This is a genomic window from Curtobacterium sp. 458, from assembly GCF_030406605.1.
GTDB lineage: Bacteria > Actinomycetota > Actinomycetes > Actinomycetales > Microbacteriaceae > Curtobacterium.
Genome location: NZ_CP129104.1, coordinates 1247621 through 1266878, shown reverse-complemented (window position 1 = coordinate 1266878; position 19258 = coordinate 1247621). Strand labels below are relative to the sequence as shown.

General features: G+C 69.9%; 25 protein-coding genes. 3 read left to right on the top strand and 22 right to left on the bottom strand.

The window, feature by feature from the left end; translation table 11 throughout:
• Nucleotides 1-58 precede the first annotated feature (58 nt).
• Together QPJ90_RS06320 and QPJ90_RS06315 are read left to right on the top strand one after the other, a co-directional pair.
• A complete protein-coding gene (locus QPJ90_RS06320; RefSeq protein ID WP_290133588.1) occupies nt 59-1054 on the top strand; it encodes an ATP-binding cassette domain-containing protein in 996 nt (331 codons plus the stop codon).
• On the top strand, nt 1051-1881 hold the full coding sequence (locus QPJ90_RS06315; protein ID WP_290133587.1) for an ABC transporter permease: 831 nt from the start codon (nt 1051-1053) through the stop codon (nt 1879-1881). Before QPJ90_RS06320 ends, QPJ90_RS06315 begins: the two co-directional genes overlap by 4 nt.
• Here QPJ90_RS06315 and QPJ90_RS06310 read toward each other — a convergent pair.
• The 10 genes from QPJ90_RS06310 to infA form a co-directional block, all read right to left on the bottom strand.
• Nucleotides 1863-5060, bottom strand: coding sequence for a BTAD domain-containing putative transcriptional regulator (locus QPJ90_RS06310; RefSeq protein ID WP_290133586.1), 3198 nt, complete (start codon nt 5058-5060; stop codon nt 1863-1865). The two genes, QPJ90_RS06315 and QPJ90_RS06310, sit on opposite strands and share 19 nt — an antisense overlap.
• Before the next feature lie 9 nt (nt 5061-5069).
• Nucleotides 5070-5588: an SRPBCC domain-containing protein gene (locus tag QPJ90_RS06305; protein WP_290133585.1), complete on the bottom strand. Its 519-nt coding sequence runs from the start codon at nt 5586-5588 to the stop codon at nt 5070-5072.
• Between the two features lies 1 nt (nt 5589).
• Nucleotides 5590-5976, bottom strand: coding sequence for a metalloregulator ArsR/SmtB family transcription factor (locus QPJ90_RS06300; RefSeq protein ID WP_290133584.1), 387 nt, complete (start codon nt 5974-5976; stop codon nt 5590-5592).
• Nucleotides 5977-6027: 51 nt separating this feature from the next.
• Complete coding sequence (locus QPJ90_RS06295) at nt 6028-7149, bottom strand: hypothetical protein (RefSeq protein ID WP_290133583.1); 1122 nt, start codon at nt 7147-7149, stop codon at nt 6028-6030.
• Between the two features lie 203 nt (nt 7150-7352).
• Complete coding sequence (gene rplQ / locus QPJ90_RS06290) at nt 7353-7925, bottom strand: 50S ribosomal protein L17 (protein WP_290133582.1); 573 nt, start codon at nt 7923-7925, stop codon at nt 7353-7355.
• Between the two features lie 63 nt (nt 7926-7988).
• Nucleotides 7989-8984: a DNA-directed RNA polymerase subunit alpha gene (locus QPJ90_RS06285; protein WP_058725394.1), complete on the bottom strand. Its 996-nt coding sequence runs from the start codon at nt 8982-8984 to the stop codon at nt 7989-7991.
• A gap of 205 nt (nt 8985-9189) precedes the next feature.
• Nucleotides 9190-9588: a 30S ribosomal protein S11 gene (gene rpsK, locus QPJ90_RS06280; protein ID WP_017885507.1), complete on the bottom strand. Its 399-nt coding sequence runs from the start codon at nt 9586-9588 to the stop codon at nt 9190-9192.
• Between the two features lie 9 nt (nt 9589-9597).
• Nucleotides 9598-9972 (bottom strand): 30S ribosomal protein S13, encoded by a 375-nt coding sequence (rpsM, locus tag QPJ90_RS06275; RefSeq protein ID WP_058725393.1) that lies wholly within the window; start codon nt 9970-9972, stop codon nt 9598-9600.
• Between the two features lie 139 nt (nt 9973-10111).
• Entirely contained in the window at nt 10112-10228 is a 117-nt protein-coding gene (rpmJ, locus tag QPJ90_RS06270) for a 50S ribosomal protein L36 (RefSeq protein WP_022903266.1), read from the bottom strand.
• A gap of 70 nt (nt 10229-10298) precedes the next feature.
• Complete coding sequence (gene infA, locus QPJ90_RS06265) at nt 10299-10520, bottom strand: translation initiation factor IF-1 (RefSeq protein WP_017885509.1); 222 nt, start codon at nt 10518-10520, stop codon at nt 10299-10301.
• 264 nt (nt 10521-10784) lie between these two features.
• Between infA and QPJ90_RS06260 the strand changes: the two genes are divergently transcribed.
• Nucleotides 10785-12062 carry an LCP family protein gene (locus QPJ90_RS06260; RefSeq protein ID WP_290133581.1) on the top strand — a complete coding sequence of 426 codons (1278 nt, stop codon included), beginning with the start codon at nt 10785-10787 and terminating at the stop codon, nt 12060-12062.
• A gap of 108 nt (nt 12063-12170) precedes the next feature.
• On the opposite strand, the gene map is transcribed toward QPJ90_RS06260, so the two are convergent.
• The 12 genes from map to rplN form a co-directional block, all read right to left on the bottom strand.
• Entirely contained in the window at nt 12171-13004 is an 834-nt protein-coding gene (gene map / locus QPJ90_RS06255; protein WP_290133580.1) for a type I methionyl aminopeptidase, read from the bottom strand.
• 7 nt (nt 13005-13011) lie between these two features.
• Nucleotides 13012-13602: an adenylate kinase gene (locus QPJ90_RS06250; RefSeq protein WP_290133579.1), complete on the bottom strand. Its 591-nt coding sequence runs from the start codon at nt 13600-13602 to the stop codon at nt 13012-13014.
• Complete coding sequence (gene secY, locus QPJ90_RS06245) at nt 13599-14921, bottom strand: preprotein translocase subunit SecY (RefSeq protein WP_290133578.1); 1323 nt, start codon at nt 14919-14921, stop codon at nt 13599-13601. Before secY ends, QPJ90_RS06250 begins: the two co-directional genes overlap by 4 nt.
• Nucleotides 14922-15068: 147 nt before the next feature.
• Nucleotides 15069-15533: a 50S ribosomal protein L15 gene (rplO, locus tag QPJ90_RS06240; protein WP_031273239.1), complete on the bottom strand. Its 465-nt coding sequence runs from the start codon at nt 15531-15533 to the stop codon at nt 15069-15071.
• A complete protein-coding gene (gene rpmD, locus QPJ90_RS06235; RefSeq protein WP_083513518.1) occupies nt 15530-15715 on the bottom strand; it encodes a 50S ribosomal protein L30 in 186 nt (61 codons plus the stop codon). The genes rplO and rpmD overlap by 4 nt, the downstream gene beginning before the upstream one ends.
• Nucleotides 15715-16446, bottom strand: a complete 732-nt coding sequence (gene rpsE / locus QPJ90_RS06230) for a 30S ribosomal protein S5 (protein ID WP_058725387.1) — start codon at nt 16444-16446, stop codon at nt 15715-15717. The genes rpmD and rpsE overlap by 1 nt, the downstream gene beginning before the upstream one ends.
• The gene (gene rplR, locus QPJ90_RS06225; protein ID WP_058725386.1) at nt 16443-16814 is read right to left on the bottom strand and encodes a 50S ribosomal protein L18; all 372 of its coding nucleotides are present in this window, start codon (nt 16812-16814) and stop codon (nt 16443-16445) included. Before rplR ends, rpsE begins: the two co-directional genes overlap by 4 nt.
• A 2-nt stretch (nt 16815-16816) precedes the next feature.
• Nucleotides 16817-17353, bottom strand: coding sequence for a 50S ribosomal protein L6 (gene rplF, locus QPJ90_RS06220; RefSeq protein ID WP_058725385.1), 537 nt, complete (start codon nt 17351-17353; stop codon nt 16817-16819).
• Between the two features lie 6 nt (nt 17354-17359).
• Nucleotides 17360-17758 (bottom strand): 30S ribosomal protein S8, encoded by a 399-nt coding sequence (gene rpsH / locus QPJ90_RS06215; RefSeq protein WP_058725384.1) that lies wholly within the window; start codon nt 17756-17758, stop codon nt 17360-17362.
• Between the two features lie 150 nt (nt 17759-17908).
• Entirely contained in the window at nt 17909-18499 is a 591-nt protein-coding gene (rplE, locus tag QPJ90_RS06210) for a 50S ribosomal protein L5 (protein WP_058725383.1), read from the bottom strand.
• Nucleotides 18499-18858, bottom strand: a complete 360-nt coding sequence (rplX, locus tag QPJ90_RS06205) for a 50S ribosomal protein L24 (protein ID WP_058725382.1) — start codon at nt 18856-18858, stop codon at nt 18499-18501. Before rplX ends, rplE begins: the two co-directional genes overlap by 1 nt.
• Nucleotides 18859-18861: 3 nt before the next feature.
• Nucleotides 18862-19230 carry a 50S ribosomal protein L14 gene (rplN, locus tag QPJ90_RS06200; RefSeq protein WP_017885523.1) on the bottom strand — a complete coding sequence of 123 codons (369 nt, stop codon included), beginning with the start codon at nt 19228-19230 and terminating at the stop codon, nt 18862-18864.
• Nucleotides 19231-19258: the final 28 nt, after the last annotated feature.

The following is a 19258-nucleotide window of genomic DNA, read 5'->3' as shown; positions in this document are numbered from 1 at the left end:
GTGGCGTGTGAGCGGGCGGCTGCACGATCGACCCCGACATCGACGAAAGGAACCTGCGATGACCACGACACCCCTCGCGGTGGAGGCATCCGGCCTCGTGAAGACCTTCGGGACGAACCGCGCCGTGGACGGTGTCGACCTCCGCGTGGAGGCCGGCACGGTGTACAGCGTGCTCGGCCCGAACGGCGCCGGCAAGACGACCACGATCTCGATGCTGGCGACCCTGCTCACGGCGGACGCCGGCGAGGCCCGCGTGTTCGGGCACGACGTCCGGCATGAGGCCCAGACGGTCCGCTCGCTCATCGGCGTGACCGGACAGTACGCGAGCGTCGACGAGACGCTCAGCGCGACCGAGAACCTCGTCATCTTCTCGCGGCTGCTCGGGCTCTCCCGTCGCGACGCGAAGGCGAAGTCGTCCGAGCTGCTCGACCGCTTCGGCCTGACCGAGGCGGCGTCCCGACCGCTCAAGGCGTTCTCGGGCGGCATGCGTCGTCGGCTCGACCTCGCGGCGAGCCTGATCGCGCAGCCGCCGCTCATCTTCCTCGACGAACCCACCACCGGGCTGGACCCGCGGACCCGGGCGCAGATGTGGGACACCATCCGGGAGCTCGTCGCGACCGGGTCGACGGTGCTCCTGACCACGCAGTACCTCGACGAGGCCGACCAGCTCGCCGACCGCATCGCCGTCATCGACCACGGCCGCGTCGTCGCCGAGGGCACGGGTGACGAGCTCAAGGCCTCGATCGGCACCTCGTCGCTGCAGCTCCGGTTGACCGACGGGCTCCGGCTGGACGCGGCGCGGACGATCGTGCGCACCACGCTCGGCGTCGACGCGGTCGCGAGCCCCGAGGGCTCCCGGCTGACCGCACCGATGACCGACCCCGACCGGGTGACCGACCTGCTCGTGTCGTTCCGCGAGGCGGGCATCTCCCTCGCCGAGATGAGCGTGCAGAAGCCGACGCTCGACGAGGTCTTCCTGACCATCACCGGCAGGCCGACGGACGCCGACGCGACCGACGGCGCCGACCGCGAGCTCGAAGGGAGCATCGCATGACCACCATCGCCCCCACCCCGACCTCGACACCCCGGGTCACGCCGCGCGCCGGCGTCGGCAGCACCGGACTCGGCGCGACCGTCCGGCAGTCGTTCACGATGGCCTACCGCGGACTCGTGAAGATCCGCCGGACGCCCGAGCAGCTCTTCGACGTCACGCTCATGCCGATCGTCTTCACCGTGATGTTCACGTACATCTTCGGCGGCGCGATCTCCGGCGACATCGGCAGCTACCTGCCCGTGATCATCCCCGGCATCCTCGTGCAGACGAACATCACGTCGTCGATCGTCACCGGCGTCCAGCTCCGCGAGGACATGGACAAGGGGGTGTTCGACCGCTTCAAGTCGCTCCCGATCGCGCGCATCGCACCCCTCGCGGGAGCCCTGCTCGCCGACACCGTCCGCTACGCCATCGCGACCACGATCACCTTCACGGTCGGGATCATCATGGGTCTGCGGCCCGAGGGCGGTCCCGCGGCCGTCGTGCTCGCCGGGCTCCTCGTGATCGTCGTCGCGTGGGCGATCAGCTGGATCTTCGCGTACTTCGGCGTGGTCGCGCGCACGGCGTCGAGTGTCTCCGGCATCGCGAACCTCGTGCTGTTCCCGCTGACGTTCCTGTCGAACGCGTTCGTCCCCGTCGACACCCTGCCGAGCTGGCTGCGCTGGTTCACCGAGGTCAACCCGATCTCGCACCTCATCACGGCGGTCCGTGAACTCGTGAACCACGGCGCGGTGACGGGTGACCTCTGGATCAGCCTCCTCGGCGCGGCGGTCGTCGTCGCGGTCTTCGCCCCACTCACCGTGCGGACCTACATGCGGAAGGCCTGAGCCCCCGCCCGCAGGTCCTCGAGCACCACGCGCGTCGCCGCCACGGCCTCGTCCCGGTCCCACCGGGCCGAGGCCGTCTCGGCGTCGCGGAGCACGTCGGTGCCGACCGCCGCGGCGATCACGGGCCGGAGCCGCTCGTGCGAGAGCACCGCGAAGTCCTGCCGCGTGCCGAAGCGCACGGCCAGTGCCCAGCACCGCGCAGCCGCATCGAGGGATCCCTCGCGGGCGGCGGCGAGCGCCAGTCCGGCGAGGGTCGTCCCGACCACGGGCAGGTCGGTCCACCACGGCCGGACCCGGAGCAGGGCGAGTGTCGCGTTCCGCATCCGTCGCGCGACGGCTCGCTCGGCCGGCCGGAGCCTGTCGAGACCGCCCGCGGTCTCGTCGACCGCGGCGATGCGGGCGGCGCCGGCCATCAGCCGCCAGTTCGGGGCGGGTCCGCGCCGCTCCGATGCCGCCTCCCACGCCGCCGTGTACCGGTCGGCGGCCGCTGCCGGGTCGCCCTCCGCCCGCCGGCACTCCGCCTCGATCGCCAGCGCGATCAGGGCAACCATCGCACCGTCGGCCTCGGGGCCACGACCGCTGGCCGGTCGGTGCTGCAGCTCGCGGGCGACCGACCTGGCTCGGTCGACGTCCCCGGTCGCGGCGGCGCAGAGCCCGACTGACCACGCGATCTCGGACAGGTCGTCGTCGGCGCCCAGGAGCTCGAGGCGTCCCCGTGCCCGTTCGGCCGCGTCCAAGGCATCCGTGTACCGGCCCGTCTGCGCGAGGAGCTGCGTCATCGTGACCGCGGAGGTCCCGGTGGTCCACACGTCGCCGGCACGGTTCGCGAGGTCCTGGGCGGCAACGGCGAAGCGGAGCGCCTCGGCGGGTTCCCCGCCGTTCTCGGCGAGCGGGGCGCTGAGCAGGTTCCCGATGCAGGCGACGCGGTCGTCCGGATCGGCACGGAACCCGGCGAGGAGTGCAGTCGCGGCATCCGGGCGGCCGAGCTCGACGAAGAGGGCGGCGAGGGCGTCGACGACGGGATCGTCGGCGGTCGCGGTCCGGCGCCAGCGGCGGAGCGTCGACACGGCCCACGCGGTCGTGCGGCGGTCGTCGAACGCGGACGCGCCACCCGCGACGACGAGCCCGATGTGCGCGGCGGTGCGGTCTGCCGCTGCCGGCTCGCGGGACCGCAGGACGGTCACGACGTCCGGAGCGACCGCGGTGATCTCCTCCTGCGTGCCACGGAGCGTCCAGTAAGCACCGAGGGCAGCGAACACCGCCGCGGTCGCCCCGGCGTCCTCGTCGCGGAGCGCCCATCGCAGGAGCCCGACGAGGTTGTCGGCTTCGCGGCGGACCTCGTGGAACCGGCCGAGCTGCTCCGGGCCGACGATGGCGAACAGGTCGTGGGTGGTGCCGAAGCCGTGGGCCCACCCGAGCATCGCACGTCGGACCTCGTCGGTGCGTCCGAGGTCGCGGAGCCGCGCCGCGCCGAACTCCCGGACGGTCTCGAGCAGGCGGTAGCGGACCGGCTCGCCCTCGTGTTCGACGAGTTGCACGAGGGACTGCTCGACGAGGTCGGCGAGATCGTCCAGTGCGTCGGCCTGATCCGGGGCCGCGACCGCCTCCACCGCGTCCACCGCGAGCCCGTCGGGGAAGAGCGCGAGTCGGGGCAGGAGGTCGCGGGCGCCGTCGTCGAGCAGGTGCCAGCTCCACTCGATGACCGCGAGCAGGGTGCGGTGCCGTTCCGGGGCGCTCCGGTCGCCGCCCCGCAGCAACGCGAAGCGGTCGTCGAGACGCCGTTCGATCTCGTCCGTGCTCATGCCTCGGATCCGTGCGGCGGCGAGCTCGATCGCGAGGGGTGAGCCGTCGAGACGGGTGCAGATCCGGCGGACGGCGTCCACCGGCAGCACCGCGCCGGGGCGGGCCGCGCGGGCACGCTCGGTGAACAGGCGCACCGCGGCACCGTCCGCCTCGACCGGCAGGGGCGCCAGGGGCGCCACGACCTCACCGGCGATCGCGAGGGGCGCCCTCGACGTGGCGAGCACCCGCAGGTCCGGGGCCGCGGCGAGCAGCTCGGCGGTCAGCGTGGCGACCGGCTCGAGCAGGTGCTCGCAGTTGTCGAGCACGAGCACCGTCGGCCCGTCCGACAGCGATCTGACGACCCTGGCCGACAGGTCGCTCACCACGGCGTCGCGCAGCGTCCGGGCCGATCTGACCTCCACGATCCCGAGCACCGCACCGAGCGCGGGGAGGACGTCCTCGGGCGCCGCGACGGACGCGAGCTCCACCACGACGACGCCGACGTCGTCCGGCAGCGCCGCCGCGACCGCCTGGGCGAGGCGGGTCTTCCCGAGCCCACCCGCACCGAGGACCGTGACCAACCGCTCCCGGGACAGGAGGTCCGTGACGGCGGCGAGGTCGGCCTCCCGTCCGACCAACCGGTTCGGCGCAGCCCGCAGGCCGATGTGTCGCGCCCGCCCCACCTGGTCTGCCGACCGGCGCAGGAGGTCCGCGTTCAGTCGGACGAGGTCGCCGGAGGGGTCGGCACCGAGTTCGTCGACCAGCCGGTCACGGTGCGCGGCGAACACGGCGAGCGCCTCGGCCGGTCGGCCGGCAGCGTCGAGCGCACGCATCGTGCCCGCGACCGTGACCTCGTCGAAGGGGTCCGCCTCGGCGGCGGACCGCCAGACCGCGACCGCCTCGTCCGCTCGTCCGGCCTCGAGCAGGACTGCTCCGAGCGTTCGACGCAGGGCGCCGCGTGCGGTGGCGGCCCGGGCGGCGAGCGCGTCGCCGAGGTCACCGTCGACGTCCTCGCCGGGAGCACCCCGCCAGAGCACGAGTGCGCCTTCCACGGCACCGACGTCGGTCGACGACGCCGCGCGCTCCGCCCGGAGCAGGTCGACGTCGTCCGCGTCGCACCCGAGGGCGTATCCCGTCGTGGTGGAGCGGACGAGCCCGTCGGCGGTCGTCCGGCGCAGGCGCGACACCATGGTCTGGAGCGCCGCCCGTGCCGCACGGGGCTGCTCGCCGGGCCAGAGGCCGTCGATGAGCGAGTCGGTCGACACGCCGAGCCCGGGCGCCAGGACCAGCGCGGTGAGGAACGACCGCGCGAGCGCGCCGGTGACGGCGGTGGGCGTCCCAGTCGTCCCCTCGACCAGCACGGGTCCGAGGACGGCGAGACGGGGACGCGCGGTCACGACCCGAGTCTACGGACGCTCGGGCGTCACGCCTCCCGCGCCGTTCTCCCGGTACCGCGTCCGGAGCTCCCGGTACCGGGCATCCCAGTCGAACGTCGCGGCTGCGGCCGTGTCGCCGTCCAGGTCGAGCTCGAGCAGCTCGAGGTACGTGTGCCACCCGGCGAGGTAGTCGATGCTGCCGACACCCTGGTGCTCGAGCCGGAGCGACGCACCGTGCTCCGTCGGCTCGACCGTGACCGTGATCGTGGTCTGCTGCTCCTCGACGGCGTGCCAGGTGGTCGTGAAGCTCCGGGGCGGGTCGCACGCTGTGACCTGCCCGACGGTGAACACGCTCCCGTCGTCGTAACGGGCGGTCCAGTGCCCGCCGAGTCGCAGGTCGCCCTCGTACGGGGCCATCCACCGGGAGAGTCGCTCGCGGTCGGTCACCGCGTGCCAGAGGTCTTCCGGGGTGGTCGGGTAGGTCTGGGCGAAGCGGATGAGGTACCCGCCCTCGGAGAGCGGTTCTGCGGTGCCGTCGGTGGTGCGCATGTCAGGACTCCTCGTCGTGTCGTGCGGGTCTTCTGGTCGTGTGATCGGGCTCATCTGCCGCCGGTCGAGCCTCGCGCTGCCCCCTGGCGATCTCGGTGCCCAGCGCATCGAGTCGTTGTCGCCAGAGCGCGCGGTAGCGTTCGACGGCTCCGTCGAGCTCGGCCACCACGCGGGGCTCGAGGCGGTAGATGCGGGCAGTCCCGTGTGCCTCCGACGATGCGAAACCCGCCTCGCGCAAGACCCGCAGGTGCCGCGAGACCGCCGGCTGCGAGATCCCGAACTCCGATGCGATGACGTCGACCAACTCGCCCGCGGGGCGATCGCCAGTGGCCAGGAGCTCGGTCAGACGTCGTCGAACCGGGTCACCGAGGACGTCGAAGGCGTGCATGCACGCACTCTATAACCTACGTGTTATCTTCGTCGAGGACCGCTGGCCCGCTCACCGTCCGGTCTGCTTCTTCCCGAACGGCCCGGTGTCGGTGTCGATGTCCTCCGTCGCCCGCTTCTCGGACTCGATGACACCCCGCAGCGCCACGATCGCACTCGCCGTCACGGTGACCTGGGACGGGTTCGACCGACTCGCGTCGAGCGCCGCCTCGAGCGTCGCGAGGGCTTCGTCCCCCTCCTCCGCCGGGCAGTCGCCCCGGACCACGCACGCCACCTGCCTTAGTGCGGCCGCGAACGGCTCGGCGAAGGCGGGGTCCGGCCGTCCGACGTTGTCGGCCACAGGGCCGGAGCGCGCGACGAGCTCGGTGAGGTCCGTCGTGTACCAGGCAGCACGTTCGACCGCACGGAACCGGGCACCGTCCGACTGCAGGCGCGCTCGGGAACCACGGAGCGCACCACGCGGGTTCATCCGCCGGCTCTCCTGTGCGGTGGCGACCCGGTCCCGCACGTCCGCGATGGCCTTGTCGAGCCGCTCCTGCTGCCGGTCCCACGCGGCGGTGTCGGGCTCACCGTCCACGAGCACGTCCGCCAGGTCGTCGAGCTGCTGCGCGAGCACCGCGTTCACCTGGTCGATGCGGCGCTCCGCGTCCCAGAAGTGCAGCGGCGGGAACACGGCGAAGTTCACGGCGAGGCCGATCGCGATCCCGATGGCCATCTGCACGATGTACGCGAACGAGTAGCCCTCCGCGTTGCCGCCGCCGACGAGCAGCACGAAGAGCGCGGCCATCGGCACCCAGGAGTACCCCTCACCGAGGATCCGGAACCCGCTCACGAGGACACCGATGCCGACCGCGAGGGCGACCGCGATCACGCCGGGGTCGCCGACGAGCATGGTCACCCAGGCGATGACGATCCCGAGGGTGATGCCCACGAGCGTCTGCACGCCCGAACGGATGCCGGCGAACACGGTCGTCCGCATGGCGACGATCGCGCCGAGGGGCGCGTAGTACGGGTACTCGGCCGCGACGCCCGGGGCGTACTTGGCGAGGACCCACGCGATGGTCGCGGCCAGAGCCGCCTTCGCGGCGAGCAGCAGGCGCGGCTGGGTGCCGGAGTCGCGGCTCCACCGCCAGATGCGGCGTCCGGCTCCCGTGATGCGTTCTGCTCGTGCCATGGCGTCGGCGAGGTTACGTGGGTGCGCCTGTGAGCCGTGGCCGTCCGGTCCGTGCTGCGCGGGGAGGGCCGGGAGGCGCGTGGCGGGCCGGCACCGTGCCTCCCGTCCGACGCGCGGTCGCGTCCCGACCCGCTTCCCGGCACCGGACACGAGGAAGCCCCCGCGACGTGCGTCGCGGGGGCTTTCTCGTATGGTGCTGGTGACTACTTGGCGTCGTCGGCCTTCGTGTCGTCCGCCTTGGCGGCAGCGTCGTCCTCGACCTCGGCGGCAGCCTCGGTCTCGGTCTCGGCCTCGACCGGCGCGGACTCCTCGGTGGTCTCGGTCTCGTCGACCGGGGCCTCGTCAGCGGCCGGCTCCTCGACCGGGGCGGCGGCGGCCGGAGCCGCGTCGCGCTTCACCGGGGCGGGCTTGCCCGACACCGGCTCGAGGACGAGCTCGATCGACGCGAGGGGAGCGTTGTCGCCCTTGCGGAAACCGAGCTTCGTGATGCGGGTGTAGCCGCCCTGACGGTCCTCGACCTGCGGGGCGATCTCGGTGAACAGCGTGTGCACGACGGACTTGTCGCGCAGGATGCTGATCACACGACGACGGGCGTGCAGGTCGCCGCGCTTCGCGAACGTGATGAGCCGCTCGGCGACCGGGCGGAGGCGCTTGGCCTTCGTCTCGGTCGTGGTGATGCGGCCGTGCGTGAAGAGGGCGTTGGCGAGGTTGCTCAGGAGCAGGCGCTCGTGGGCGGGACCGCCACCGAGGCGGGGGCCCTTGGTGGGCTTCGGCATGTCAGTTCTCCAGTGGTGATGGTGGTGCGCGCTGACTCAGCACGCGTGCGCTCGCGCGCGAGGTCAGTTGTTGGACTCGTCCTCGTCGTACCCGCTGTAGAAGTGGGCGCCGTCGAATCCGGGGACGGTGTCCTTGAGGGACAGGCCGAGCTCGGTGAGCTTGTCCTTGACCTCGTCCACCGACTTCTGACCGAAGTTGCGGATGTTCATGAGCTGCGTCTCCGAGAGGGCGACGAGCTCGGACACCGTGTTGATGCCCTCCCGCTTGAGGCAGTTGTAGCTGCGGACCGACAGGTCGAGGTCCTCGATGGGGGTCTGCAGCTCGTTCGAGAGCACCGCGTCGACCGGCGCGGGGCCGATCTCGATGCCCTCGGCCGCCGTGTTCAGCTCGCGGGCGAGACCGAACAGCTCGACCAGCGTGCGGCCCGCCGAGGCGATGGCGTCGCGCGGCGAGATCGCCGGCTTCGTCTCGACGTCGACGACCAGGCGGTCGAAGTCCGTGCGCTCACCGGCACGCGTCGCCTCGACGCGGTAGGTGACCTTGAGGACCGGCGAGTAGATCGAGTCGATCGGAATCTGACCGGCCTCGGAGAACTCCGAGCGGTTCTGCGTCGCCGACACGTAGCCACGGCCACGCTCGATCGTGAGCTCGAGCTCGAACCGCGCGGTGTCGTTCAGGGTCGCGATGACGAGGTCCGGGTTGTGGATCTCGACGCCGGCCGGGGCGGAGATGTCCGCCGCGGTGACCTGACCGGCACCCTGCTTGCGCAGGTACGCGGTGATCGGCTCGTCGTGCTCGCTGGAGACGACGAGGCTCTTGATGTTGAGGATGATCTCGGTGACGTCTTCCTTGACACCGGGAACGGTGCTGAACTCGTGGAGGACGCCGTCGATGCGGATGCTGGTGACGGCCGCGCCGGGGATCGAGGAGAGGAGCGTGCGGCGCAGCGAGTTGCCGAGGGTGTAACCGAAGCCCGGCTCGAGCGGCTCGATGACGAAGCGCGAGCGGTGCTCGGAGATCGACTCCTCGGTCAGGGTGGGGCGCTGTGCAATGAGCACTGTGGGATTCCTTTCGGCGGAGTGTCCGCTATATGACACTCGGCGGTACGACGGGGCCGACCGGGCCCCGACGGGTCTGTTGAGTTGTGATCACGCGCACCGACGGCCGCGAACGGCTCGTCGTGCGCGATCGAACGACCAGGAATGGCCGGCCCCGCTCGCCCCGGTCAGGGAACGAGCGGGGAACGGCCGGTTGCTCCTCGCGTCAGACGCGGCGACGCTTGGGCGGGCGGCACCCGTTGTGCGCCTGCGGCGTGACGTCGTTGATCGAACCGACCTCGAGGCCGGCGGCCTGGAGGGAACGGATCGCGGTCTCGCGGCCCGAACCCGGACCCTTCACGAAGACGTCGACCTTCTTGACGCCGTGCTCCTGCGCCTGACGCGCGGCGGACTCGGCGGCGAGCTGCGCCGCGAACGGCGTCGACTTGCGCGAACCCTTGAAGCCGACGGCACCCGAGGACGCCCAGCTGAGGACGGCACCCGACGGGTCGGTGATGCTGACGATCGTGTTGTTGAACGTGCTCTTGATGTGGGCCTGGCCCACGGCGACGTTCTTCTTCTCCTTGCGACGCGGCTTGCGCGCGGCAGTCTTGGGGGTAGCCATGATGATCTCCTATCGGGCCTTCTTCTTGCCTGCCACGGTGCGCTTCGGTCCCTTGCGGGTACGCGCGTTGGTCTTGGTGCGCTGACCGCGCACCGGGAGACCACGACGGTGGCGGAGACCCTCGTAGCTACCGATCTCGACCTTGCGGCGGATGTCGGCGGCGACCTCGCGGCGGAGGTCACCCTCCACCTTGAAGTTGCCCTCGATGTAGTCGCGGAGGGCGACGAGCTGGTCGTCGGTGAGGTCCTTGACGCGGATGTCGCCGGAGATGCCGGTCTCGGCCAGGGCCTGGACGGACCGGGTACGGCCGACGCCGTAGATGTACGTGAGTGCGATCTCCACGCGCTTCTCGCGCGGGATGTCGACGCCTGCTAGACGTGCCATGTGCTGGCTGCTCCTGTGGTTGGTGGAGGTGTGGCGCAGTACCGGTGCCCGGGCCTCCGCCCCGAGGTGTCCCCCGCTGCCGGAGCCGCGGGTTCTGGTACTGCGTGTTCGGTGTTGAGTTGTGGGTCCTGCTGGGAGCTCAGCCCTGGCGCTGCTTGTGGCGCGGGTTGCTCTTGCAGATCACCATGACGCGGCCCTTCCGGCGGATCACTCGGCAGTGCTCGCAGATGGGCTTGACGCTGGGGTTGACCTTCATGGTTGGTTCCTCGTGCTCGCTGGCTTCGTGCTCGGCGGGTTCGCCGGGCCGTTCCTTTCCAGCTCGCGGATCACTTGTAGCGGTAGACGATCCGGCCGCGGGTCAGGTCGTACGGGCTCAGCTCCACGATCACGCGGTCCTCGGGGAGGATGCGGATGTAGTGCTGGCGCATCTTCCCGGAGATGTGCGCGAGGACCTTGTGTCCGTTGGTCAGCTCAACGCGGAACATCGCGTTGGGCAGAGCTTCGAGCACCGAGCCCTCGATCTCGATGACGCCGTCTTTCTTGGCCATAGCCTCACTGTCGCTTGGTTGGATTACCGGTGTGATCCCCGAGCCGGTCTGCGGGTCGGGCGCCACGCCCGGAGGGCATGACACACCAAACATCGATCCTACTTGCCAGACGCCCGATTGCCAAGTGCGGACGGCTCCGGCCCCTCGACCTGGGGCTTCCCGGCGGGACCCTGAACGTTCCACAGTGGTTGCCTGGCCCGTTCTGGGCCGTCTCGAGTGCACCGGCCGTACCGTGTCACGGCAGCCCACCGAACGGAGAGAACCGTGCCGAAGACCCGCGGCCCCCTGGCCCGCCACGGACGCCTGCCCCGTCGTCGCGCCTGGGCGTCGGCCCTCGGGATCGTCGCGTCCGTCCTGGCGGTCGCCCTCGTCAGCGGCACCAGCGTGGCCGCGATCGCCGGTGGGACACTCGCGACGAAGCCGAAGACCGTCGCGCTCAGCAAGGACGACCAGCAGGTCGCGGACACCGCCGACATCACCGCGATGCCCGGTGGCGCGAACATCCTCCTCATCGGCAGCGACACCCGCATCGGCCAGTTCGACTCCGACGAGGACGTGCAGGGCGCCCGGAACGACGTCACGATCCTCGTGCACATCTCGCAGGACCACCAGCAGTTGACCGCCGTGAGCTTCCCGCGCGACCTCATGGTGCCGATCCCGGCGTGCAGCAACCCCGCCACCGGGACGACGTACCCGGCGTCGACCTCGGCGCAGTTCAACACCGCACTCGGCAACGGCGGGGTCTCCTGCGTCGTCGACACTGTCGAGAACCTCACCGGACTCCGCATCCCCTACGCCGGACTCATCACCTTCGACGGCGTCATCTCGATGTCCAACGCGCTCGGCGGCGTCGACGTCTGCGTGGCCCAGCCGATCAACGACACCTACACCGGACTCCACCTCACGGCCGGCGAGCACACGCTCCAGGGCTCCGACGCGCTCGCGTTCCTCCGCACCCGCCACGGCGTCGGGGACGGCAGCGACCTCGCCCGCATCAGCTCGCAGCAGGTGTTCCTCTCGGCGCTGCTCCGGAAGATCACCTCGGGCGACACCCTGTCCGACCCGGTCACGCTCTACCGCCTCGCGACGGCAGCCCTGCAGAACATGACGCTCTCCGACGGCCTCGCGAAGGCCCGTAGCCTCGTCGGCCTCGCCACCACCCTCCGGGGCATGAGCACGTCGAACATGCTCTTCGTGCAGTACCCGGTCGTGGATGACCCCGCGGACACCGCTCGGGTGATCGTGTCGCAGGAAGCAGCACACGTCCTCAACGTCGCGCTGCAGACCGACCAGCGGACGTCGCTCTCCGACTCGACCACCGGACGCGCGTCCGAGGAGTCGACGAGCGCGGGGACGTCGTCGTCCTCCGGCGGAACGTCCTCCTCCGGCGCAACGTCCTCCTCCGGCGGGACGTCCTCCTCCGGCGGGACGTCGTCCTCGGCGGCCGCGTCGTCGGCGACGCCGACGGCCACCGCGACGCCGCTGCCGTCCTCGATCACCGGACAGAACGCCGACGAACAGACCTGCTCCGTCGGCAACTGAACCGACGGGGCGGGGACGAGCCGCGCCTCCAAGCCGGTACCGTCGCGACCCGCTGCCGGGCGGCACCGTCGCGACCCGATGACGGGCGGTACCGCCTGGAGGCCCGTCCTACGGGATCGGGACCGGCGTCACACCCAGCGGGGCCAGGCCCGCAGCACCGCCGTCGGCGGCGGTGGTCACCCAGATGCCGTCGGCGTGCACCGCGACGCTGTGCTCCCAGTGCGCGGCGTCCGACCCGTCCAGCGTCCGGACCGTCCAGTCGTCGTCGTCGGTCGAGCTGTCGATCGTCCCCGCGGTCACCATCGGCTCGATCGCGACGACCAGGCCGGGCTTCACCGCCGGACCCGCGCCGCGCACCCGGTAGTTGAAGACGGGTGGGTCCTCGTGCATGGACCGTCCGATGCCGTGCCCTGTGTAGTCCTCGACGATGCCCCAGGCGCCGGTCTCCTCGATGGCGTCCTCGACTGCGGCGCCGACCTCGTTGAGGTGCTTCGCCGAGGCGAGCGCAGCGATCCCGTGCCACAAGGACCGTTCGGTCGTGTCGCAGAGCTTCTGCCGCGCCTCGGACACCGCGGCGTCGCCGCCGGGGACGACGATCGTGAAGGCGCTGTCGCCGTTCCACCCGTCGACCTCGGCACCCGCGTCCACCGACACGATGTCCCCGGGCTGCACCACCCGGTCACCCGGGATCCCGTGGACGACCTCGTCGTTCACGGAGACGCACAGGGTGTGCCGGTAGCCGGGGACGAGCTGGAAGTTCGGTACGCCACCACCGTCGCGGATGGTCCGCTCCGCGATCGCGTCGAGTTCACCGGTCGTGATGCCGGGGCGGACCGCGGCGCGCACCGCGTCGAGCGCCTGTGCCGTGAGCAGCCCCGGGCGCACCATGGCGCGGAGCTCCTCCGGCGTCTTGTAGACGGAGGGCCTGCGGAAGCGGACCACTTCGGGGTCAGACGCCCGCGGTGAGCCCGCGGGACGCGAGCGCCGACTGGATGCGGTCGCCGACCTCGTCGATGCCACCGAGGCCGTCGACGTCGAGCACGAGCCCACGCTCGGCGTAGGCGCCGACGATCGGGGCGGTCTGCTCGACGTAGACCTCCTGCCGACGACGGATCGTGTCCTCGTTGTCGTCGCTGCGGCCCTGGTCCTCCGCGCGCTTGAGGAGCCGACCGACGAGTTCGTCCTGGTCCGCGACGAGCTGCACGACGGCGTCGAGCTGGGTGCCCTGCTCGGTCAGCAGCGCGTCGAGGTACGCGACCTGGTTCAGCGTGCGGGGGTAGCCGTCGAGCAGGAAGCCGTGCTCGGCGTCCGACTCGGCCAGCCGCGACTTCACGAGTTCGTTCGTCAGCTCGTCCGGCACGTACTCACCGGCGTCCATCAGCTTCTTCGCCTCGATGCCGAGCGGGGTGCCCTCGGCGACGTTCTTGCGGAAGATGTCGCCCGTCGAGATCGCCGGGACGCCGAAGGCCTCGGCGATGCGGCCGGCCTGCGTGCCCTTCCCGGCTCCGGGAGGTCCGACGATGATGAGACGTGCGCTCAACGGAGAAGCCCTTCGTAGTGACGTTGCTGGAGCTGGGAGTCGATCTGCTTCACGGTCTCGAGGCCGACACCCACGATGATGAGGATGCTGGCGCCACCGAACGGGAAGTTCTGGTTCGCACCGAAGAACGCGAGGGCGCCCAGCGGGATGAGTGCGATCAGACCGAGGTAGAGCGAACCGGGCAACGTCACCCGGGTCAGGACGTAGTCGAGGTACTCGGCGGTGGGGCGTCCGGCACGGATGCCCGGGATGAAGCCGCCGTACTTCTTCATGTTGTCGGCGACCTCTTCGGGGTTGAAGGTGATCGCGACGTAGAAGTAGGTGAACCCGACGATGAGCAGGAAGTACAGGACCATGTAGAACCAGTTGTCACCCGAGGTCAGGTTGCTCTGGATCCAGGTCACCCACGCGGCCGGCGCGGAGCCGTCCGAGGGCTGGTTGAACTGCGCGACGAGGGCCGGCAGGTACAGCAGCGACGAGGCGAAGATGACGGGCACGACGCCGGCCATGTTCACCTTGATCGGGATGTAGGTGTTGTTGCCGCCGAACGTCCGACGCCCGACCATGCGCTTGGCGTACTGGACCGGGATGCGCCGCTGCGACTGCTCCACGAAGACGACGGCCATCATGATGACCAGGCCGACGAGGATCACGAACAGGAACAGCTCGAAGCCGTTCGACTGCTCGATCGCCCAGAGCGCCGACGGGAACTGCGCCGCGATCGACGTGAAGATGAGCAGCGACATGCCGTTGCCGATGCCGCGCTCGGTGACGAGCTCGCCCATCCACATGATGAGGCCGGTGCCGGCGGTCAGGGTGATGACCATCAGCATGATCGCGTACCAGCTGTCGTTCGAGATGATCGACGAGCAGGAGGCCGACGCGTTCGTGCCGAACAGGGCACCCGAGCGGGCGACGGTGATCAGGGTGGTGGACTGCAGGACACCGAGCGCGATGGTGAGGTAGCGCGTGTACTGCGTCAGCTTGGCCTGACCGGACTGGCCCTCCTTGTAGAGGGCGTCGAAGTGCGGGATGACCACGCGCAGGAGCTGCACGATGATCGACGACGTGATGTACGGCATGATGCCGAGCGCGAAGACGGAGAGCTTCAGCAGCGCGCCGCCGGAGAAGAGGTTGATCAGGTCGTAGAGACCCTGCTGCGAGGACGCGCTGGCGAGGCAGCTCTGCACGGACGCGTAGTCGACGAACGGGGCGGGGATGTACGACCCCAGGCGGAAGAGCGCGATGATCGCGAGGGTGAAGCCGATCTTCTTGCGAAGGTCTGGGGTGCGCATGATGCGCGCGACCGCTCTGAACACGAGGACTCCGAACTTCTGGGACCGGGGCCGTCGAACGCGACCGTTCCGGTGTCGGTCGGCAGGGCCGACCAGGCCGACGGACGCCGGCCACTGTCAAGGAAACCGTAACGGCGGCCCGTGCGCAAACGCACGGGCCGCCGACGGGGGTTACTGGGAGACGGTGCCGCCAGCAGCCGCGATCTTCTCGGCGGCGGACGCCGAGACCTTGTCGACCGAGACCGTGAGCTTCACGTTGATGTCGCCCTGACCGAGAACCTTGACCTTCTCGTTCTTGCGGACGGCGCCCTTGGCCACCAGGTCCGCAACGGTGACGTCGCCACCGTTCGGGTAGAGCTCCGCGATCTTGTCCAGGTTCACGACCTGGTACTCGACACGGAACGGGTTCTTGAACCCGCGGAGCTTCGGGGTGCGCATGTGCAGCGGCATCTGCCCACCCTCGAAGCCGACCTTGACCTGGTACCGAGCCTTCTGACCCTTGGTACCGCGGCCGGCGGTCTTGCCCTTCGAGCCCTCACCGCGACCCACACGGGTGCGGTCCTTCTTCGCACCGGTGGCCGGGCGGAGGTGGTGCAGCTTCAGGACCTGCACGCGCTCGTTCTTCTCGTCGCTCATGCGTCGACCTCCTCGACCTTCACGAGGTGCGCGACCGTCGCGACGTACCCGCGGTTCTGGGAGTTGTCCTCACGCTCGACCGTCTGGCCGATGCGCTTGAGACCCAGGCTGCGGAGCGTGTCGCGCTGGTACTGCTTCTCGCTGATAACGGACTTCGTCTGCGTGATCTTCAGCGTCGCCATCACGCACCTGCCTTCTCGGACGCGGCACGCGCTGCGGCGGCCTCGGCACGCAGCAGACGGGCCGGGACGACCGCGTCGACGTCGAGGCCACGGCGGACTGCGACCGCGCGGGGCTCCTCGAGCTGCTGCAGCGCCTCGACGGTCGCGTGCACGATGTTGATGGTGTTCGACGAGCCGAGCGACTTGCTCAGGACGTCGTGGATGCCGGCGCACTCGAGCACGGCGCGGACCGGACCACCGGCGATGACACCGGTACCGGCAGCGGCCGGACGCAGGAGCACGACACCGGCAGCGGCCTCACCCTGCACCGGGTGCGGGATGGTGTTGCCGACGCGCGGGACGCGGAAGAAGTTCTTCTTCGCCTCCTCGACGCCCTTGGAGATCGCCGTCGGGACCTCCTTGGCCTTGCCGTAGCCGACGCCCACGAGGCCGTTGCCGTCACCCACGACGACGAGCGCCGTGAAGCTGAAGCGACGACCACCCTTGACGACCTTCGAGACGCGGTTGATGGTCACCACGCGCTCGAGGAACTGGCTGTCGCCACCGCGGTTGTTGCGGTCGCGGCCCTGCTGACGGTCACGCCCGCCGCCACGACGGCCGCGCTGGTCGGCGGAGTCGCGGTTGTTCGACGCGGAGCCAGCGGCGGTCTCGACCGGACGCTCGGCCGTGGCCGCGGCCTCGGTCGTCGTCTCCTTGGCGGTGTTGCTGGTGGTGTTCGCGGTGTCGCTCACAGGTTCAGCCCTCCTTCACGGGCGCCATCGGCGATCGCGGCGACGCGACCGGCGTACTTGCTGCCACCACGGTCGAAGACCACGGCCTCGACGCCGGCGGCCTTCGCGCGCTCGGCGAGGAGCTCACCGACGCGACGGGCCTTGGCGGTCTTGTCGCCGTCGAACGAGCGGAGGTCGGCCTCCATCGTCGATGCGCTGGCGAGGGTGTGACCCTTCGCGTCGTCGATGACCTGCACGAACACGTGACGCGACGAACGCGTGACGGCCAGACGCGGGCGCGCCTCGGTGCCGGTGATCTTCTTGCGGAGTCGGTTGTGACGGCGCGCCTTGGCGGCCGACTTGCTCTTTCCTCGGATACCGAGAGCCATGATCACTTACCTGACTTTCCGGCCTTGCGGCGCACGATCTCGCCGGCGTAGCGGACACCCTTGCCCTTGTAGGGCTCGGGCTTGCGCAGCTTGCGGATGTTGGCGGCCACCTCGCCGACGGCCTGCTTGTCGATGCCGGTCACGGTGAGCTTGTTGTTGCCCTCGACGGCGAACGAGATGCCTGCGGGCGCCTCGACCGTGATCGGGTGGGAGTAGCCCAGCGCGAACTCGACGCTGGTGCCCTTCGCCTGCACGCGGTAACCGGTGCCGACGACCTCGAGGCCCTTGGAGTAGCCCTGGGTGACACCGACGATGTTGTTCGCGATCAGGGTGCGGGTCAGGCCGTGGAGCGAACGCGAGGAGCGCTCGTCGTCCGGACGGGTGACGAGGACCTGGTTCTCCTCGACCTTGGCCTGGATGGGCTCAGCAACGACGAGCGCGAGCTCGCCCTTCGGGCCCTTGACCGCCACGTTCTGGCCGTCGATGGAGACGGTCACGCCGGCGGGGATGTCGATGGGAAGACGTCCGATTCGAGACATTGTCGATCACCACACGTAGGCGAGGACTTCCCCACCCACGCCCTTCTGCTCGGCTTCGCGGTCGGTCAGGAGGCCGGACGACGTCGAGAGGATCGCCACGCCGAGGCCACCGAGGACCTGGGGGATCTCCGTCGACTTCGCGTAGACCCGGAGGCCCGGCTTCGAGACGCGCTTGATGCCGGCGATCGAGCGCTCGCGCTCGGGGCCGTACTTCAGGTCGATCGTGAGGGTCTGCCCGACGCGGGCGTCCTCGATCTTCCACTCGCTGATGTAACCCTCGCGCTTGAGGATCTCAGCGATGTTCTTCTTCAGCTTGGAGCTGGGAAGCGAGACGGCGTCGTGGTGCGCCGAGTTCGCGTTCCGCAATCTGGTCAGCATGTCTGCGACCGGATCGGTCATCGTCATGATGCGTATCCATTCTCGCCTGGTTTCGACACCCGTTCCACGAATGCCGACCTGAGCGATCGGGGTCCCCGGGCGGTTCCCGGAGACCTGTGTGTTCGTGCGTGCGGGCCGGAGGACGTGAATCCTCCGGCCCGCACCGCCCGAAGTATCTTAGACCGTCTGCTCGGCAGAACGGAACGGGAACCCGAGCTGCTTGAGCAGCGCGCGGCCCTCGTCGTCCGACTTCGCGGTGGTCACGACGGTGATGTCGAAGCCACGCACGCGGTCGATGCGGTCCTGGTCGATCTCGTGGAACACGGACTGCTCCGTGAGACCGAACGTGTAGTTGCCGTTCCCGTCGAACTGCTTGTCGCTGAGGCCGCGGAAGTCGCGGATGCGGGGCAGGGCGAGGGAGATCAGGCGGTCGAGGAACTCCCAGGCGCGGTCACCGCGGAGGGTGACGTGCGCACCGATCGCCTGACCCTCGCGCAGCTTGAACTGCGCGATGGACTTGCGAGCGATGTTGACCTGGGGCTTCTGACCCGTGATCGCCGTGAGGTCCTTGATGGCCCCCTCGATGATCTTCGAGTCACGAGCGGCCTCGCCGACGCCGGTGTTCACGACGACCTTGACCAGGCCGGGGACCTGGTTGACGTTCGCGTACCCGAACTGCTCGGTGAGGGCAGCCTTGATCTCGTTCTTGTACTTCTGCTTGAGGCGCGGCTCGACCTTGGTCGCCGGCGCGGCAGTCGTGTCGGTCATCAGAGCTTCTCACCCGACTTCTTGGCGTAGCGGACGCGGACGGTCTTCTTGACGCCGTCCTTCTCCACCTCTTCGGTACGGAAGCCGACGCGGGTCGGCTTCTTGGTCTTCGGGTCGACGATGGCGACGTTCGAGACGTGGATCGGAGCCTCGTGCTGCTCGATGCCACCGGTCTTCGAACCACGCTGGGTCTGGCCGACGCGGACGTGCTTCGTGACGAAGTTCACGCCCTCGACGACGACGCGCTCCGAGTCAACGAGCACCTCGATGACCTTGCCCTGCTTGCCGCGGTCGCCGCCACGCTCCTGCGTGGCGCCCGTGATGACCTCGACGAGGTCACCCTTCTTGATGTTCGCCATGGCTTACAGCACCTCCGGCGCGAGCGAGATGATCTTCATGAACTTCTTGTCACGGAGCTCACGACCGACCGGACCGAAGATGCGCGTGCCGCGCGGGTCGCCGTCAGCCTTGAGGATCACTGCCGCGTTCTCGTCGAACTTGATGTAGGAGCCGTCCTGACGACGGGTCTCCTTCTTGGTGCGAACGATGACCGCCTTGACGACGTCACCCTTCTTCACGTTGCCGCCGGGGATGGCGTCCTTCACCGTGGCGACGATGACGTCACCGAGACCGGCGTAGCGACGGCCCGAGCCGCCGAGCACGCGGATGGTCAAGATCTCCTTGGCACCCGTGTTGTCGGCGACCTTCAGGCGGGATTCCTGCTGAATCACTGTTGTCTCCTGTTCCGAAGCAGGCGGG